General features: G+C 63.5%; 18 protein-coding genes and 4 pseudogenes. 12 read left to right on the forward strand and 10 right to left on the reverse strand.

All coding sequences use genetic code 11. From position 1 onward, the window contains the following. Nucleotides 1-44: 44 nt before the first annotated feature. Nucleotides 45-980, forward strand: coding sequence for an electron transfer flavoprotein subunit alpha/FixB family protein (locus tag WFP78_RS21375; protein WP_336966491.1), 936 nt, complete (start codon nucleotides 45-47; stop codon nucleotides 978-980). A gap of 49 nt (nucleotides 981-1,029) precedes the next feature. On the opposite strand, the gene WFP78_RS21380 is transcribed toward WFP78_RS21375, so the two are convergent. The 6 genes from WFP78_RS21380 to traA all read right to left on the reverse strand — a co-directional run bounded on the left by WFP78_RS21380 (nucleotide 1,030) and on the right by traA (nucleotide 7,073). Further along, nucleotides 1,030-1,296: a WGR domain-containing protein gene (locus tag WFP78_RS21380; RefSeq protein ID WP_336966465.1), complete on the reverse strand. Its 267-nt coding sequence runs from the start codon at nucleotides 1,294-1,296 to the stop codon at nucleotides 1,030-1,032. A gap of 162 nt (nucleotides 1,297-1,458) precedes the next feature. Continuing rightward, nucleotides 1,459-2,401 (reverse strand): IS630 family transposase gene (locus tag WFP78_RS21385; RefSeq protein WP_310305604.1). Its coding sequence is split into 2 segments (ribosomal slippage): nucleotides 1,459-2,064 and nucleotides 2,066-2,401, totalling 942 coding nucleotides; the frame shifts between segments, so codons are not numbered across the junction. Between the two features lie 91 nt (nucleotides 2,402-2,492). Beyond that, a complete protein-coding gene (locus tag WFP78_RS21390) occupies nucleotides 2,493-3,206 on the reverse strand; it encodes a DUF6118 family protein (protein ID WP_310305601.1) in 714 nt (237 codons plus the stop codon). Next, nucleotides 3,203-3,637, reverse strand: coding sequence for a putative toxin-antitoxin system toxin component, PIN family (locus WFP78_RS21395; RefSeq protein WP_237367213.1), 435 nt, complete (start codon nucleotides 3,635-3,637; stop codon nucleotides 3,203-3,205). The genes WFP78_RS21390 and WFP78_RS21395 overlap by 4 nt, the downstream gene beginning before the upstream one ends. A 3-nt stretch (nucleotides 3,638-3,640) precedes the next feature. Beyond that, nucleotides 3,641-3,886 (reverse strand): ribbon-helix-helix domain-containing protein, encoded by a 246-nt coding sequence (locus tag WFP78_RS21400; protein WP_310305597.1) that lies wholly within the window; start codon nucleotides 3,884-3,886, stop codon nucleotides 3,641-3,643. 61 nt (nucleotides 3,887-3,947) lie between these two features. Further along, complete coding sequence (traA, locus tag WFP78_RS21405) at nucleotides 3,948-7,073, reverse strand: Ti-type conjugative transfer relaxase TraA (RefSeq protein ID WP_310305594.1); 3,126 nt, start codon at nucleotides 7,071-7,073, stop codon at nucleotides 3,948-3,950. A 173-nt stretch (nucleotides 7,074-7,246) separates the two neighbouring features. On the opposite strand from traA, the gene WFP78_RS21410 reads away from it, so the two are divergent. From WFP78_RS21410 to WFP78_RS21435, 7 genes and pseudogenes are all read left to right on the forward strand, one after another. Further along, nucleotides 7,247-7,498, forward strand: coding sequence for a DUF5808 domain-containing protein (locus tag WFP78_RS21410; RefSeq protein ID WP_310305591.1), 252 nt, complete (start codon nucleotides 7,247-7,249; stop codon nucleotides 7,496-7,498). Next, a complete protein-coding gene (locus WFP78_RS21415) occupies nucleotides 7,491-7,799 on the forward strand; it encodes a conjugal transfer protein TraD (protein ID WP_310305588.1) in 309 nt (102 codons plus the stop codon). Before WFP78_RS21410 ends, WFP78_RS21415 begins: the two co-directional genes overlap by 8 nt. Before the next feature lie 37 nt (nucleotides 7,800-7,836). Further along, nucleotides 7,837-8,055 (forward strand): conjugal transfer protein TraD, encoded by a 219-nt coding sequence (locus WFP78_RS21420; protein WP_310305585.1) that lies wholly within the window; start codon nucleotides 7,837-7,839, stop codon nucleotides 8,053-8,055. After that, a pseudogene (locus WFP78_RS21425) lies at nucleotides 8,052-8,350 on the forward strand (hypothetical protein). The gene WFP78_RS21420 and the pseudogene WFP78_RS21425 overlap by 4 nt, the downstream one beginning before the upstream one ends. Before the next feature lie 48 nt (nucleotides 8,351-8,398). Then, the gene (locus WFP78_RS23500; protein ID WP_405053034.1) at nucleotides 8,399-8,767 is read left to right on the forward strand and encodes a hypothetical protein; all 369 of its coding nucleotides are present in this window, start codon (nucleotides 8,399-8,401) and stop codon (nucleotides 8,765-8,767) included. Continuing rightward, nucleotides 8,691-9,209 (forward strand): annotated as a pseudogene (locus WFP78_RS23505) (type IV secretory system conjugative DNA transfer family protein). Before WFP78_RS23500 ends, WFP78_RS23505 begins: the two are co-directional and overlap by 77 nt. A 990-nt stretch (nucleotides 9,210-10,199) precedes the next feature. Continuing rightward, a complete protein-coding gene (locus tag WFP78_RS21435; protein WP_310305582.1) occupies nucleotides 10,200-11,078 on the forward strand; it encodes a replication initiation protein in 879 nt (292 codons plus the stop codon). A 51-nt stretch (nucleotides 11,079-11,129) separates the two neighbouring features. Here WFP78_RS21435 and WFP78_RS21440 read toward each other — a convergent pair whose 3' ends face one another. From WFP78_RS21440 to WFP78_RS21450, 3 genes and pseudogenes are all read right to left on the reverse strand, one after another. After that, entirely contained in the window at nucleotides 11,130-11,396 is a 267-nt protein-coding gene (locus WFP78_RS21440) for a hypothetical protein (RefSeq protein WP_310305579.1), read from the reverse strand. A gap of 25 nt (nucleotides 11,397-11,421) precedes the next feature. Next, the gene (locus WFP78_RS21445; RefSeq protein ID WP_310305577.1) at nucleotides 11,422-12,057 is read right to left on the reverse strand and encodes an AAA family ATPase; all 636 of its coding nucleotides are present in this window, start codon (nucleotides 12,055-12,057) and stop codon (nucleotides 11,422-11,424) included. Nucleotides 12,058-12,135: 78 nt separating this feature from the next. Continuing rightward, a pseudogene (locus WFP78_RS21450) lies at nucleotides 12,136-12,791 on the reverse strand (transcription elongation protein SprT). 408 nt (nucleotides 12,792-13,199) lie between these two features. Here WFP78_RS21450 and WFP78_RS21455 point away from each other — a divergent pair. Together WFP78_RS21455 and WFP78_RS21460 are read left to right on the forward strand one after the other, a co-directional pair. After that, on the forward strand, nucleotides 13,200-13,538 hold the full coding sequence (locus tag WFP78_RS21455; RefSeq protein WP_286868689.1) for a type II toxin-antitoxin system RelE/ParE family toxin: 339 nt from the start codon (nucleotides 13,200-13,202) through the stop codon (nucleotides 13,536-13,538). Then, nucleotides 13,535-13,831, forward strand: a complete 297-nt coding sequence (locus tag WFP78_RS21460; protein WP_286868690.1) for a helix-turn-helix domain-containing protein — start codon at nucleotides 13,535-13,537, stop codon at nucleotides 13,829-13,831. The genes WFP78_RS21455 and WFP78_RS21460 overlap by 4 nt, the downstream gene beginning before the upstream one ends. A gap of 249 nt (nucleotides 13,832-14,080) precedes the next feature. Here the strand turns inward: WFP78_RS21460 and WFP78_RS21465 are convergent. Continuing rightward, a pseudogene (locus WFP78_RS21465) lies at nucleotides 14,081-15,229 on the reverse strand (Tn3 family transposase); the annotation flags it as partial. Between the two features lie 82 nt (nucleotides 15,230-15,311). Here WFP78_RS21465 and WFP78_RS21470 point away from each other — a divergent pair. After that, nucleotides 15,312-15,587: a BrnT family toxin gene (locus tag WFP78_RS21470; RefSeq protein ID WP_093016308.1), complete on the forward strand. Its 276-nt coding sequence runs from the start codon at nucleotides 15,312-15,314 to the stop codon at nucleotides 15,585-15,587. Then, nucleotides 15,574-15,804, forward strand: coding sequence for a BrnA antitoxin family protein (locus WFP78_RS21475; protein WP_310305570.1), 231 nt, complete (start codon nucleotides 15,574-15,576; stop codon nucleotides 15,802-15,804). The genes WFP78_RS21470 and WFP78_RS21475 overlap by 14 nt, the downstream gene beginning before the upstream one ends. The last annotated feature ends 69 nt before the right edge of the window (nucleotides 15,805-15,873 follow it).

The following is a 15,873-nucleotide window of genomic DNA, read 5'->3' on the forward strand; positions in this document are numbered from 1 at the left end:
ATCAACGTTCCGCCATCCTGACAGGGGGTCCCTTTTGCGCGCCGATAAGGGGTCCCGTTTGCACGCCGATTGACAATGCATCGGTCAAGGACGCAACGCTGGCGGCCGTCACTGTTGCCGGGCAGCTGGGTGAAGTGACTGCGCTGGTTGCCGGGTCCGGGTGCAACGCCGCCGCGGCTGCTGCGGCGCAGATTGCCGGCGTAGCCAAGGTTCTCAAGGCCGATGACGCGGCCTACGCCAACGCGCTGGCCGAGAACGTGGCGCCGTTGGTGGTGTCGCTGATGGCCGACTTCGATGCCTTCATTGCTCCTGCCACCAGCAACGGCAAGAACATCGCCCCACGTGTTGCAGCCTTGCTCGACGTGATGCAGGTTTCCGAAGTGCTGTCGGTCGACGGCCCCAGGACCTTCAGGCGCCCGACCTACGCCGGCAATGCCATCGCGACCGTTGAGTCCGGCGATGCCAAGCTGGTCCTGACCGTGCGCGGCACGGCCTTCGCCAAGGCTGCCGCAACGGGCGGCTCGGCTGCGGTGGAAGCCATTGTCGCGACCGGCGATGCCGGCCTGTCGAGCTTCGTGGGTGCCGAGATCGCCAAGAGCGAGCGCCCCGAACTGGGCAGCGCGAAGATCATCGTTTCCGGCGGGCGCGCGCTGAAGGATGCGGAGACCTTCCAGCAGGTCATCTTCCCGCTCGCTGATAAGCTCGGCGCGGGCGTGGGCGCCAGCCGCGCGGCGGTGGACGCGGGCTATGCCCCCAACGACTACCAGGTCGGCCAGACCGGCAAGATCGTCGCACCGGAAGTCTACATCGCCATCGGCATCTCCGGCGCCATCCAGCATCTGGCCGGGATGAAGGACTCCAAGACCATCATTGCCATCAACAAGGACGAGGACGCCCCGATCTTCCAGGTCGCCGACATCGGCTTGGTCGCCGACCTCTTTTCAGCCGTTCCCGAACTCACCGGAAAGCTTTTCAGATGATGGAAGGGCTGACGGCTGCCGAGGCGCTGCCTCCACATCCGCCAGAGGATCAGGCGGGTCGATAGGCGATGCCGATGCGCGTTTTAGCCGTGCCACGCCTCCGAAGGATCGCGGCGATATGACGATCGGCCGCAGCACGATCGGCAAAGGCGTGACGCTGGGCTTGGCCGGCTGCGCCGATCCGGCCCCAGCGGGTTTCGATGACGATCATGCCGAACAGGTCGAAACTGGCGACTATGCTGTAGCGCCGTCGAATGTTGCGCGCCGGATCGAGCGCCACCAACTCGACGGGATCAGGAAGACTTGCACCATTCATGGCGCAAAACCTACAAAATCGTGGGCTTGAAGTCCGACGACTTCTTTGAATCAATCGGGCCGGATTGATTCATCTATCCGATGATTTCGGCGCGGGCTCCACCTCAAATCGTGCAGCGCGTCGGCGGAGACGTTGGGCCACCAACCCTAGACTCGTTTCCACTTAGGTTGAAGCGTATCCGGAGTTTCTGAGATAGTTGGCGCATTCGTGTGGGGGGAAGGCGTCGAGTAGGGTGCCGATGCGGCGCCAAGTTGCCTCGGCGGATCGTTCGGCTGCCTTTCGGAGCAACAGCTTGAGCTTGGCGAAGACCTGCTCGATCGGGTTCAGATCCGGCGAGTAGGGTGGCAGGAACAGCAGCCTTGCTCCGGCCGAGCGGATTGCCTTGCGGACAGGCTGCCCCTTGTGGCTGCCCAGGTTGTCCATGATGACAACGTCGCCCGGCTTGAGCGTGGGCACGAGGAACTGCTCGACCCAGGCCGTGAAACTGAGGCCGTTGATCGGTCCGTCGAGGACGCACGGCGCATCGATCCGGTCATGGCGCAACGCTGCAAGGAAGGTCAGCGTGCGCCAATGCCCGAACGGTGCGCGGGCGATGAGTTTTTGCCCGCGCGGCGCCCAACCCCGGATCGGCGTCATGTTGGTCTTGGCCCAAGTCTCGTCGATAAAGACCAGGCGCCGGGGATCAAGCCGGCCCTGATACTTCTTCCACTGCTCGCGCCGCCTGGCGATCTTCGGCCGCAACTGCTCGACGGCGAACAGCGTTTTTTTTGAAGCGCAGCCCTTCCGAGCGCACCAACCGCCATACCGATACCGTGCTGGTCGCGATCCCCTGTTCGGCCAGTTCCGCCACCAGCGCCTTGAGCGTGATGTCGGGCACGGCCTTCACCCGGCCGATCACCAATGCCCGGTGCGGCTCAAGCAGACGCTTGCGGTGACCTCCCATCGGACGCGATGCCGCCGTTCCCGTCGCCCGCTGGCGCTGAGACCACTTCACCACGCTCGCAACGCTCACCCCGAACAGCGACGCTACCTCCCGGCAGCTCCGACCAGACGCTACCGCCGCCGCCACTCGCTCCCGAAGATCATTCGAATAGGGTCTCGCCATCCCCGCTGGCCTCCATCCCCAGCCAGCAGGTTGAATCAGAACTCACCCCGCTTGGGTATCCCATTTCGATTCAATCAATCAGAAATCGAGTCTAGCCTGCCGACTTCACCTCGATCGTGCATCGCACCGGCTTTTTCGCCTTCCCGGCCTGCTCGCGGCACGCCTCGATCGCCTCGCGGTTGCCGTCTGCGAGCGGTGAGGCCGCGACGATCAATCCCCAGCTCTCTGGCGCGGCCGTCTGCATCAGGCGTTGCCCCGCATCCCATGTCGACGTTTCGCCAAGCGCCCGTGTCGCCAAGCTCTCGGGCCAATGCCAACTCGCCGGCATCATCCGCGCGATCGGGCCGACAAGCGCCGCATAGAGCAACAACCCCAGCACCAGACCGACGCCCCCGGCAATACACAGCCCTCTATTCTGCTCATCGCTCCGGCGCGCGGACGCGACGATGTTTTGCAGGTCGTGCGCCGCGCTTCGCAGCACCGTTTCGGTCGCCTGCACCTGGGCGCGCAGCTCACGGGTCGCCTCGGCGACGGAAGCGTTTAAACGGCCCGCCATATTCTCCGGGGTGAGTGTCATGGCGGGGCTTTTCCGCACCCCGTCTATCTGCTGCACCAATATTTCCAGCACCTTTTCGGTGCGCTCAAGCGTCGGCTCATAATCGGGAATGTCGATGGACTCGCGCGCCGTGGTCAGCGCCTCGACCGCATGGCGCAGCAACGACACCTCGCCGCGCAACCGCTCGAACGCCAGCGCCGGGTCGTCGCCGTTTGCCGACTCCTCGCGATACTCTTCCTGGTCGTTCATGTCCGCTTATCCTTGGGCAACTGCCCGAACATCACCAGAAAGTCCCGCACGGCGATGATGCGTGCGCCCTCGTAACGGACCATCGACAGCAAATCCCGCTTGTCGCCGGTCACAAGATGATCGGCCGTGCCTGCGACGATCATTGCCAACAGAAAATTATCGTAAGGATCGGCGCAGGCCGTCACGTGTGGAAGGTCCGCCACCATCACAGCCACGTCGCGCAGCTCGTTGACAAGCCGCCCCGCCAGCGCGGGCGAAAGCCGCTCGCGGATTTTGGGATAGCGCGTCACCCGCGCCAGCTCGTCCAGTTGCTCTTGAGAGGTCAGCAGCTCGAACCGCCCCTCCCGCCAGAGCGTGACGATCTGCGCGGGCGGCGATCTGCCCGAAAGCAGCGCGCTTATGAGTACATTGGTATCGACAACGACGCGCACGGGTCAGCCTGCGGGCTGACGTGCGGCGGCCACCGCCTCCCCTATCAGCGCGTCCAGCTCGTCGGGGGCGATATCCTCGAACTTGCTCCGCGCCTCGGTGATGGTCTGATCAAGAACACGCCATTTGACTGCTTCCTCGATGAAGCGGGAAAGATCGCCTTTTTTCATGCCGCGCTGTGCGAGGAAGCTACGCACCGCAATGTCGGTGTTTTTCGATACCGAAACGGTCCAGCGGGTCATATCGTTCATGGTTCGACTCTCTGATTAAACACATACCGTTTTATCATGATAGGCGCTTATCCGCAAACCATCAGCGACTAAGGCCACGATCACGGCCAATCCCCAAATCCTGCGTCAACTGGCAGCCAAGGTCGCCGCCGCCCATGTCGCGGCTGCGGTTCATGCCCATTTCAAGCCCCAGCTCGCGGGTGCGATTACGCAGGATCGATTCCACCTGTGGATCGCGCTCAAGGCTTTTCGCCATGCCCGCCATTTCCTTGCCCGCCTTCTCGCACCCCGTCATGTCGCCGACGCGATAGAGGCGGTCGCGGTCCTGCCGAAGCGCCTGCCAGCGTTCTACGAACCGATCGGCACGCAGGGCAGGATCGGCGCGCACGCGCGCCTCATCGCGCATCGCCTCGACCATCGGGCCGCTGCGCCCTGCTGCCGCCTCGCGCAGCAGGGCGGGATCCCGCTGCATCGCCGATGCCATATCGCGCGAAGCTCCCGGCCTGATCTGATCCAGCGCCTCCGTCGCGCGCTCGAGCGCGACTTTCTGATGTTCCAGCACCGGCCCGCCCGCCGCCCGCGCCTGCAACACCGCCTCGGCCGAACGCGAGGCGCGCTCGACCACGCGCGTAAAGGCGCGGTCCTCGCCGCGATCGGCACGCGCGAGCGGACGCTCCGCGCCCTTCGCCGGCTCGGCCGACAGCTTCAACCCGTCGAACATGCCGCGCTTGGGCTTCTCGCCCTGGCCGCGCTCAGCTGCCGGCGCTAGGCGCTCGGGCGCGGGCCGGAAGCCGTCGAACATACCGCGCCGCGGTTGCCGTTCCGCCGCAGCCTTCGCCTCGCCAGCGCCGCGGTCGCCAGCAGCGCGAACCGTGCGTGTATCTTCGCCCATCTGGCGCATGGTTCCCGCGCGAGGGCCAAGGATCTCCACCGGCGACCGCTCGGCCCGTTCCGGCAATCGTATCTCGCCCGACAATCCACGCCGATCGGCGAAATTCCGAATCTCCGTCTCCCGATCGCGCGGATAATCCGACGCCATATCCTTCGCCCGCTCGCGCGACAGCGTGCGGGTGAGCTGGCGCTGATCGGCGAAGTCGTCGCGGCCATAATGGAGTTGCACCCCCTCACGGTGCCGCGACAGCGCCACATAGGCGGAATGGCGGTCCATGCCGGGGGTCGCCAGCACATGCGCCCGATCGACCGTCACGCCCTGCGATTTGTGGATGGTGGCGGCATAGCCATGATCGACATGGGCGTAATCCTTCAGGTCGAACGCCACCGATCGGCCATCGTCCAGCTTCACCGCCATGCTATCGGGCAATACGCGCTCGACCTGCCCCAGCGTGCCGTTCTTCACCCCTAGCTCGCGCTCGTTCTTGAGGAACATGATGCGGTCGCCGGTCGCGAACTCCCGCGCGCCCCGCTCGGCCGACATGCGCACGTCCTGGCCCAGCTCGCCGGCGTCACGCAACCGATCGCGCGCGGCCAGGTTCAAATCGCGCACCTCGGCATTGGTATGGGTGAGGATGATCCGGGTCTGTTCGGGATCGGCAATGCGCTGCGCGTCCCAGCGGTCCACCAGCTCGGCGCGCGCCTGCTCGCGCGTGTCGGCCGCATGGACCATACTGTGCGCCTCATAGGCATGGATCGCCTCGCCGGTCCTGCCCGTCGCCAGCGCCCGCGTCGCCTCCTTCTGCCAGTCCTCATGCTGCCGGCGAACCTCGCTGATCTCGGCCGCGCCGTGGCGCTCGGCAAGGCTGCGGAACGCCGCGCCGGCCTCGATCGCCTGCAACTGCTCGGCGTCGCCGACCAGAACAACCTTCGCCCCTGCCCTCTCGGCCTCCGACAACACGCGCTCCATCTGGCGCGTGCCGATCATGCCGGCCTCGTCGATCACCAGCACGTCGCGCGGCCCCAGCAGCTCGCGGCCCTGGTCCCACTGATATTCGAGACTGGCGATGGTGCGCGAGGTGATGCCCGATCCGCCCTCCAGGCTCTCCGCCGCGATCCCCGACAGCGCTGCCCCGCGCACGCTGTAGCCGGCGCGCTCCCATTCACCGCGCGCGACCCCCAGCATGGCCGATTTGCCGGTGCCGGCATAGCCGACCACGATGGCAATATCCTTCTCGCCCGTTATATGCGCCAGCGCAGCTTGCTGCTCTCCCCCGAGCACCAGGCCCTCACTCCCGGCAGCGTCCAGCCCCCTTTGCAGCGACGCTGCCGGGAGACCATGCCCCACCCGATCCGCCAGGGCGGCCCCGACACGCTCCAGACGCTGCTCGGTGTCGATCATGTCGCGGGAGGTAAAGCGGTCCTCGCCACGACCATCCTTGCCCAGCGCCACCAGCTCGGGCGAACTGCGCACCGCATTCATTGCGGAATCGAACTGCTCCTTGCCGTCGCTATGGCGGTGGACGAACATCGCCAGATCGCGCCGCGTAAACGTCGCCTGTTGGCGCGTGATCGCGTCCAATGCGATCTCTGGCCTGGCGATGATCTTATCGCCATTCTCCCGCGCGATCCGGACATGATCGTCGGCGCGCTCGGCATCCTCGCCACGATCGAGCCGGCGCGATCCTGCCGGCCCGATCTTGTGCTGCGGCTCAAGCTCGATCCCCTGCGCCTCCAACGTGCGGTGATCGATGCGCGCGTCGATATCGAGCGCAGCCAGGCGCTCGTTGACATGATCCGCCCACGCCTCGCGCCACTCCTTCAGCAGCGCATTGCTATTCCAGTCGCGCACCTTCTGGCCGAACCCTTGCCTGCCGACTTCGCGCATCGACAGCATGACATGAGCATGGGGTTTGGGCTGGCCGTCCTTGCCGATGTCCCAATGCACATTGAGGTCCGCGACCATCCCGCGTTCCACAAACTGCTTTTCGACGAAATCGCGCGCCAGCGCGACGCCCTGCTCCTGCGTCATCTCGCGCGGGATCGAGAACTCGACCTCACGCGCCAGCTGCGCGTCCTTGCGCTTCTCACCGGCCTCGACCTCGTTCCACAAGGTCGCGCGATCTTTTAAACGCTCCGGCGCACCTTCGGGAGCCAAGATTTCCGAATGGACGACGCCCGCCTTGTTCGAGAAATCTTGGGTACGCCCGAGCCGGTCATCGTGCAGCCGTTCGGCTGCACGATAGGCCGCGCTCGCAACGGCGCTCGACCCGTTCGCACGGCTGATGACCTTGGCCGAGAAATGGTAGATCGCCATGACGGCCACTATACTGCCTTTCTGAGCGCATGTCGGCAACGACGTATAAGCGCGCCCTCACACTCTCTGCCGTTCCTGTGATTGACTTCGCCGCGTTTTATGGTGTCGCCGGTTTTTTCCATGCGCGGCTGTGCTACGATCCTGCTTCATCGACGTGCGAAGAAGGGAACGTGATGGCTGCGAACGACCGCCCGCAACTCGATGCGCTCTGGCGCGATCCCGCCCATTGGTCTGACGGCCTGCTTGGCTGTTACTTCGCCAAGGCCGATCCCCGCCTGTGGGTGCCCAAGCGCAATCCCGCATTGGGCTGGACGCTCAACATGGCGCACACCCGCGCGGGATGGTGGATGATCGGCACCGTCCTATTCGCTGCCCTCTTTCCCGTCGCCCTCATCCTCACTGTCGGAGCGATTTTCTATGCGTAAGGTGCGCGATTACGACGCGGAGCTGAAAGCGCTCGGCGACAAGGCCAGGGCATTGAAGGCGAAGAAGGTCCAGCAGCTCGGTGAACTGGTGATGGCGACCGGGGCCGATACGCTCGACGCCGAAGTGCTGGCCGGCGCGCTGCTGCATGTCATCGGCGAGGTGCAGGTCGCGGAAAATCGGGAGGCGTGGCGCTCTGATGGCGCGGCCTTCTTTCAGCGGCGCGGGCGCAAATCTGGCAAGGGCCTTTCAGACAACGGCCAGGATGCAGGCGAAACTCCAGCAGGCGGTTCGCAGAGCTGAGGCCGGGCAGCGCCGCACCGATACGAAAGGATGGGTCGTGCAACGCAGGGAACGCACCCGCCACCTGATCGAGCTGGGTGGCCTCGTCCAGAAGGCCGGCCTCGTCGATCTCGCCGACGACGATCGCGCCATCCTCTACGGCGCGATGCTCGAACTCGCGGCGAAGGCGCGTGAGAATGGCGATACACTGGCGCTCTGGAAGCGGCGCGGCAAACGCGCGTTCGATGCCGAAGCGGAAGGTAGTGAAACACCATGACCAGATTCAACGTGGCAGCGATCCGCGCCCAGGTCCGCGCGCTCGATTATGTGCGCGGCACCCCGGCCGAAGTCGCCATGTGGCACGAGGACGATGCCGACGCGCGCACTAATCTCGCGATCGAGGACATGGCGCTGACGCCTGACGAGGACGCCCTGTTCGACATGCTGCGCGACGAGGGCGTGCCCCTCCCCTCGCCACCGCGATCGTCCTCAAGCTGCTCGATCATCCCGACGCGGACCCGGCGCTGGCAATCTCACCGATCGGAGGGCCTGACATGGAATGGCTGCGCTAGCTCGGCCGCGCGATCCGCAATCTCGCCCGCATAGCGCGCCAGAATCCAGTGTGGGCGCTCACCGCCTTCATCGTCATTCCCGCCAGGCTGATCCGCCACCTGTTCGGCGTCCTGATCCTCTTCCTCGCCACCGGCATCGTGCTGGGCCTGGGAATGCAATATCTGCTCGGCTCGCTGCTCGGCCTGGCGCACGATTCCAATCTCTATCAGACGATGATGATGCTGACGGTTCTCGTCGTCATCCTCGTCGGCCTGCGCGCCCTCTTCCAGCCCCTGATCCTGCAATATGGCGGTGCTGCCGCCCGATCGGCTCGCCACCTATGCCCGCTGGCTGCGCCTGATGCTGGCGCAGAGACTGACCGAGCTGGTCCGTGCGCCGGCGTCAGCCGAAAAGCCCGTGCTGTTCCTGCTCGATGAGTTCGCCGCGCTCGGCCGCCTCGAACCCGTTGAGCGCGCCATGGGCCTGATGGCGGGCTACGGTATCCAGCTCTGGCCGATCCTGCAGGACGTCCACCAGCTCCGCGCGCTCTACGAGCGCCGCGCCGGCACCTTCCTGTCCAATGCCGGCGTCCTGCAGGTGTTCGGGGTCAACGATCACGACAGCGCGAAACTGGTCTCCGACCTGCTCGGCTAGGAGACGGTCGTGTTCGAGACGATGAGCCGCGCGATCGACGCGGAGGAAACCGGCATATCGTTCGGCGCGCAACATGTCGGCCGTCCCCTGCTCACCCCCGATGAAGTTCGCATGCTGCCGGCCGATCTGGAATTGCTGTTCCTCGCCGGTCAGCGCCCGATCGTCGCCGCCAAGCTCGCCTACTATGCCGATCGCGAGTTCGCCGGCCGGTTCGATCAGGCGTGAAAGCGTTTAAACGGTCGCGCTGGCATAGTAGCAATCTGTGTAATATCGTTTGTATATCTAGGTGATAGCGTTCCGCCATATCTTGCCGCGTGAATATGCGTAGCGAAGCGCGGAAAAATCGGTCTCTGGCGTGCGTAAGGTGAGTTTTGGGGTAGGTCCTCACCTTGGCGATCGACGCCAACCTCGGCCCGTCGCGTGGGGCGGGTGAAACCACGAAGATCTAGGTTCGGGGAATTGGCCGCCTGGGAAGCCCGTAGAGCGTCTTGATCGTCCGACCCTCTCAAACACTCCTGAGTGCCTGAAAGAGGCTGTGCGGGCCAAAAACCGCGCCTGTTGGGACGTTTCCGTCCTTCCCTCCTTCTCAAATGAAGTGCTGGGCTCTCCACATGGCTTTTTGGAAAGCCAATTGGACGGTTGGACCTAGTGGTGAGCTGAATTGTTGTGCGGAGCGGTGGAAATGGGGCTGATCTGAACAAAAAGCGTGCCGGCGTAGCCGGCTCATCATGGGGACGCCGGGTGGGAGGATGGCTTTAGCCATCCGGGGCGCCCGTAGGGCGCGAGCCGGCGGGGCGAAGCCCCAAGAGGCGGTGCTTTCTTCTTCTTTGTGGCTGTGACGGTGTGGCGCGCGGCAAGTTATCCACAGGTAAGACTACCCCAAAGCTCACCGTTCGCGTTCAGATTCAAAGATTCTTCTTAGATTCAAGATTCAGGGGTGCTCAAGCCCGCAGAAAACCTGGGAAAATAGCCGCGAAAAGTGAGTGTTGGGGTCGAGTCGCGTGAGTTTTGGGGTAGCCTTCGGTGAGTTTTGGGGTCGGTAAAGGTGAGTGTTGGGGTCGAGTCTGGTGAGCTTTGGGGTAGGCATCCGATCGACGGTGAGCTTTGGGGTATCTCCTCACCGTGCGCCAACGGCGAGCTTTAGGATTTGCCCGGCTCACCTTTGCCGGTTAAGGTGAGTCTCGGCCTTCCTCCTGCTCACCTTTGGACGACGCGATGACGCAAGTTGCCCTGGTTGATACCCCTGCCCTTACGCTCGCGCAAAAGGGGCGCGGAAATCCTTTCGATCCCGCCAATTACGGCGAGATCGTCAAGCCCGGCGAACTGGTCGATATCGTCGAGCTGACCCCCCTCACCCTCGCCGATCGCCGAATCTACAATCTGCTGATCGCCAACGCCTGGGAGCGGATCGGCGAGCCGATCATCCATCGGATCGCCAAGACCGCGCTCAAAGGCACGCACCAGGGCAATGAGCGTATCGAAAGCTCGCTGCTGCGCCTGATGGGCACCATCGCGATCGTCACCATCCGCAAAGCCGGCAAGAGCTACAAGCGCCGCGTCCAGCTCCTCGGCCCGAGCGACGAAAGCCTCGAAAAGGACGGCTTCCTCCACTACCGCATTCCCGAGGAGCTGATCGAGATACTGCGCAACAGCGAAGTCTATGCGCGCCTCAAGACGCAAGTCATGTATTGTTTCGAGTCGAAATATGCGCTGTGCCTCTATGAGATGATCGAACGGCGGATCGGCCTAGAGTACAAGCAAAGCGAAGAATTCACGATCGCGGAACTGCGCGGGCTGCTCAACGTGCCGGCGGGCAAGCTCGAACGCTTCGCCGATCTCAACAAATATTGCCTCAAGGTCGCGCAGGAGGAAATCAACAAGCTCTGCCCCTTCTATGTCGATTTCACGCCGATCAAAAAAGGGCGCAAGGTCGAAAAGGTCGCGATGCTGTGGATGGCCAAGACATCGAGCGGTCGCCGCGACGCGCAAAACCTGATCGATCAGCACAGCATCGTCCGCCGCGCGAAGATGCGCGGCGGTATCCCGGAAATGCCGGTGCTGGTCGATTTCAGCCTGCCCGCCACTCAACGGTGAGTCGATACCCCAAAACTCACCGTTCGCGCATCAGGCTGCGATCCGGGACGCTTACCCTTCGCCGGCGTCGAGCGCCCTGCTGACGGTGAACTGAATCCACGCGCTGCGACTGATGCCGCGCCGCTTCGCAGCGCTATCGACCTTCGCCAGCAACGCGCGGTCAAAGCGCAGCATGACCGGCGCCTTGCGCGGCCCATCGTCGGCCGCCGCCGTGATCGTCGGCGTCGCCGGTTTCGCGGCACCGGCAATGAAAGCGTCTGCCGCGTCCTCATCAACCGGCGGCTTGGGCTTGCTGTTCGGTTTACGAGCGATAGCCATTGCATTTCACTCCGCTATCATCATGCTATACAAATACCGCACCGATCAGCGCGGTCAGCTCATCGATCGCCTTAGCGTCGCGCGGGGATTGCTCCAGCACCGCCCTGCCCTCGGCCGCCGCGTTCGGGAACGCCTTGCGGCGCACGATCGAGGTGGACAGCACCTCGATCCCCTCGATATCGCCGATAATCTGCAAGGCTGCCTCATTGTCGCCGCCCTGCGGGTCCGCGCCGTTGAGGATCGCGACGGCGCGCAGCCCCTCGTTGATCTCGCGCGCCTCGGCCACCAGCACCGCCACCTGATCGAGCGCCCACACGTCGAAGCTGCGCGGCTGAACGGGGATCAGCAGCGTGTCGGCGACAGTGAGCGCGGCGCGCAGCGAGCCGGTGTCGCGCCCGCCTACGTCGATGATGATATCGTCATATTTGGGCGCGAGCTGGCGAACCTGGCTGCGAAGCGCCGCGCCGGTAAGGGCGACGGCGGTATAGCCGGCTTCGCCAAGACCTTCGGTGCGAAGCTGGGTGAAGGTGAGGGCGGTTCCCTGCTCGTCGCCGTCCACCAGCAACAGGTCGCGGCCCGCGAGTGCGCGGGCCACCGCGAGGTTGACGGCGAGCGTGGTCTTGCCAACGCCGCCCTTTGTGTTCCCGACTACCAATATCATAGCGCCCTCACTCTGCGTGCTATCGTTAATCGAAACGGCATGACCTGTCCATCAGAGTGATATACATTTCTAAGCCGTTCAATCCTCCGGCTCTGGATCGTCGTCCTCGTCGTCCAGCGGCTCATGCTCCATCCGGCCATGATCCTCGATCGGGCAGAGCGGCGCTCCGGCCAGTTCCAGCCATTTGCGCGCGGTCCTCACGGTGTAGCCGCATGTCGCGCACTCGCATTTGAGCATCCGGGTTTTCTGCTTCTTGGGCGCGGTGGATTCGCCGTCCGTATCGAGACGGGCATGGGGGAGGGGGCCAACGGCATCGAGGATCGGCGCGATGGCCGACAGGAACGCCTCGCCGGGGGTGGTGGCGCGCATCGGCCCAACCAGGCCAAGGCCAAGCGCGACCCGTTTAAACGCCTTCCCATGCCCTGCCGGGATGCCGACAGCGGCATGGACCAGCTCATGCGCGAGGATGGCGGCGATCTACGCCGGCATGGCGTCGGGCGCATGGGCGAGGTCGGGACGGATGAAGATTTCGAAATGCCCGTCCGCGCTCAAGCGATTATCCCAGCATTCGCCGATCGCCTTACCCTTGCGGCCCGCGCTGGTGTGCGGCCCGCGCTGGTGAAGCCGATCGCCACGCGGATACGCGCGAGCAGGGGGGCGTCCAGCGCCTCGAACAACGGAGCCATGCCCGCCGCCACCCGATTGAGCCAGCTTTCCCGGTTGTCCTGTTCCATGCCTTCTACTCTACTCCCTTCAAATCGCCTGACCGGCGATGGCCAGGCCATCGGCCGGACACGGACGCCCAAGAACGCCGGCAGGAGAGGGGGGCAGCGACAATCTGCGGGAGTGGCGCGCGGCGCAGCGAGGCTTGCCGAGTGAGCCACGGTCCCGCTGATTGTCGTTGCTGGGGAGAGGGGGGTGGAACGCTCTCTTCCCACGCAAAGGAACGACACGCCGGCGTGTCGCCGGCACCACGCCAGCGAGATCCGCGCACGCGATCTCGCCCGCCATTTGGATCGTCACCTTCGGCCAAGACCGCTTGCGGGCTTGGGGAGCTTGAGCGACTAGAGCCACGGTGCCGCGCAGCGGCAGGCGCTTGGTCGCTGTTGCTTTCCTGTCTCGATTTTGATACAGTCCGCGCAATGGAGCCCAAGACCGCAAAGCCGATTCATTTCCTGGGCGACAGTCGCGAGGCCCTACGCGATTTCCCGGATGACGCTCGCTATGGCGCAGGCGTGGAACTTCGGGCGGTGCAAACGGGTCTCGAACCTTCCGACTGGAAGCCGATGAAGACAGTCGGGGCAGGCGTGAGGGAAATACGGATCAGAGAAGCATCAGGCGCGTTTCGGGTGATGTATTTGGCGACGCTACAGGATCGGGTTCTTGTGCTTCATGCGTTCCAGAAAAAGACGCAACAGACGCCGCAAAAGGACATTGATCTAGCCGCGAAACGGCTGAAAACTTGGAAGGCAGAGCAATGAGCGCCGAACCTATGAATGTCGAAGTCTTCGATAGCGTCTTTGACGCGCTGGCCGACACGCCGGCGGAAGCGGCGAATCTGACGGCGCGCGCGGACCTGTTGCTGAGCATCCGCGAGCGGGTGAAGTCCTGGGGCGTGCCGCAGGAGCAGGCTGCCAAGCGGCTCGGCCTGACCCGCCCCCGGCTGAACGATCTTCTGCGCGGAAAGCTCGACAAATTCTCGCTGGACGCCTTGGTCAACGTCGCCACGGCGGCGGGCTTCAGGCTGCATATCCAGCTCGAAGAGGCCGCTTGAGCGAAGAACAGCGCCACGCGGTCGAGCGAGTGTTGGGTCCGTCCCCGCAAAGGGGCGGAATGCGACATAGGAATTCTGGCAAGGTATTGAGTTGCTGATAAATTCCCTCATTTTCATTCCCCCATTTACGGCCTGGTTTCAGAGGCCCTGTTTCAGGGGGAGGATACCGAAGCTGTCTGCAAGCTTCTTGTCGGAGAAATCGTATTCGCCCAGCATGGGGGCGTTTGCAGGAGGGGGCGAAATCCTACGCTAAGATTTTGGCCAGCGGTATTCGCCAGTGAGGTTGATGTGCTCCCAGCCCAGCGGCGAGACATGGGCGAGGAGATCGGGGGGAATGACAACGCCATCAGCGGCTTGGTTGCTGACGACCTCCCCGAGCTTCATCGTGTTCCAAAAGATAATAATGGCAGCCAGCAGGTTCATGCCAGCAATTCGATAATGCTGGCCTTCGCCCGATCGGTCCCGGATTTCGCCACGCCGATGAAAGCTGATGGCACGCTTGAGGGCGTGGTGGGCTTCACCTTTGTTGAGGCCGATCTGGGCCTGGCGCTGCAAGCCGGCGTCGAGAATCCAGTCGATCATGAACAATGTCCGCTCGACACGACCGACTTCCCGAAGGGCGAGGGCCAATTCATTCTGGCGAGGATAGGAGGCCAGCTTGCGGAGAATTTGGCTGGGCGCGACAATGCCGGCGGCGATCGTGGCCATGACGCGAAGGATGTCAGGCCAGTTCCGCTCAATGAGTGGTTCGTTGATTTTCCCGCCGACCAACCCCCGCACATTTGCAGGCGTTGCGCCGGGATTGAAGGCATAGAGCCGCTTTTGAGGAAGGTCGCGGATGCGCGGCGCGAACCTGTAACCGAGAAGCGCACAGGCAGCGAACACATGATCGGTAAAGCCGCCTGTGTCGGCGAAGTGCTGACGGACATGGCGGCCTGCATCGTTCATGAGCAGCCCGTCGAGGATATATGGAGCCTCACTGACGGTCGCGGGAATGACCTGGGTGGCGAATGGGGCATATTGATCGGAGACGTGGCTGTATCCTTTCAGGCCGGGGACATTGCCATATTTGGCGTTGACCATGTTCATCGCCTCGCCCTGCTCGGTGGCTAGGAAGAATTGTCCATCGCTGGATGCGGAGTGCCCGTGTCCCCAGAACGCAGCCATGGGCAGGTTCGCATGCGCCTCGACTATCATGGCAAGCGCCCGATCATAGGCGCTGCCTTCGACATGCCAGCGCGCGATCCGCAGCAATTCCCAGAAGCTGTGCGTATTGGTAGCCGCCGCCATTTTACGCAGGCCGAGATTGACGCCTTCTGCCAGCAGAACGTTCATCAGCCCGATCTTGTCCACGCAGGCCACCCCCGTGCGCAAATGGGTAGCGTCAAAGGCCGATGTGTGATGTCACTCGCCCAAGCTGATCTTTATAGGGTGCACAAAAACGGTTGTGTGGGCGATTTAATGGGTGTACGAAATTTGTATGGAGATCGAGTTCGACCCGGCCAAAGACGAGAGGAATATCGCCAAACACGGCATATCCTTGCAGGCTGCGGAAGGGTTCGATTGGGACACGGCCTTTGAACGCGAGGATGACCGTTTCGATTATGGAGAGGTCCGTTTCGTTGCCATAGGGTTGATCGGTGATCGCCTGCATGTGCTGGCTTTCACCGACGGCTCCCACGACGATGCGGTTCGCGCCATCAGCTTGCGTCCGGCAGAGAAGCATGAAGCGAGGTTCTATTATGGCCAAGTTTGATCCTGAGATTCACGACGATAATCCGCCGATGGATGCGGCGTTCATGGCCGGAATGAAGCCGTCCCGGCGAGGTCGCCCGAAGCTCGAAGCCCCCAAGGTAGAAGTGAAAATCCGCCTGGATGCGAAGACGGTCGAGCATTTGCGTGGGAGCGGCCCAGGCTGGCAAACGCGCGTCAATGCCCTGCTGGGTAAGCTCGTAGCGTCAGGGCAAATCTAGCAACATCGCGGCAAGCAATCAGATAGAGGTGCGACGCCATCCTACGGCGTGAGTTGCTCGCGCGCTAAA

Source organism: Sphingobium aquiterrae (assembly GCF_037154135.1).
Classification (GTDB): Bacteria; Pseudomonadota; Alphaproteobacteria; order Sphingomonadales; family Sphingomonadaceae; genus Sphingobium; species Sphingobium aquiterrae.

Bases quoted from the DNA above. Each gene is read 5' to 3' on its own strand.
- WFP78_RS21380 (WP_336966465.1), bottom strand. From the start codon at position 1,296: ATGAATGGTGCAAGTCTTCCTGATCCCGTCGAGTTGGTGGCGCTCGAT.
- WFP78_RS21390 (WP_310305601.1), bottom strand. From the start codon at position 3,206: ATGAACGACCAGGAAGAGTATCGCGAGGAGTCGGCAAACGGCGACGAC.
- WFP78_RS21400 (WP_310305597.1), bottom strand. From the start codon at position 3,886: ATGAACGATATGACCCGCTGGACCGTTTCGGTATCGAAAAACACCGAC.
- traA (WP_310305594.1), bottom strand. From the start codon at position 7,073: ATGGCGATCTACCATTTCTCGGCCAAGGTCATCAGCCGTGCGAACGGG.
- WFP78_RS21410 (WP_310305591.1), top strand. From the start codon at position 7,247: ATGGCTGCGAACGACCGCCCGCAACTCGATGCGCTCTGGCGCGATCCC.
- WFP78_RS21415 (WP_310305588.1), top strand. From the start codon at position 7,491: ATGCGTAAGGTGCGCGATTACGACGCGGAGCTGAAAGCGCTCGGCGAC.
- WFP78_RS21435 (WP_310305582.1), top strand. From the start codon at position 10,200: ATGACGCAAGTTGCCCTGGTTGATACCCCTGCCCTTACGCTCGCGCAA.
- WFP78_RS21440 (WP_310305579.1), bottom strand. From the start codon at position 11,396: ATGGCTATCGCTCGTAAACCGAACAGCAAGCCCAAGCCGCCGGTTGAT.
- WFP78_RS21445 (WP_310305577.1), bottom strand. From the start codon at position 12,057: ATGATATTGGTAGTCGGGAACACAAAGGGCGGCGTTGGCAAGACCACG.
- WFP78_RS21455 (WP_286868689.1), top strand. From the start codon at position 13,200: ATGGAGCCCAAGACCGCAAAGCCGATTCATTTCCTGGGCGACAGTCGC.
- WFP78_RS21460 (WP_286868690.1), top strand. From the start codon at position 13,535: ATGAGCGCCGAACCTATGAATGTCGAAGTCTTCGATAGCGTCTTTGAC.
- WFP78_RS21470 (WP_093016308.1), top strand. From the start codon at position 15,312: ATGGAGATCGAGTTCGACCCGGCCAAAGACGAGAGGAATATCGCCAAA.
- WFP78_RS21475 (WP_310305570.1), top strand. From the start codon at position 15,574: ATGGCCAAGTTTGATCCTGAGATTCACGACGATAATCCGCCGATGGAT.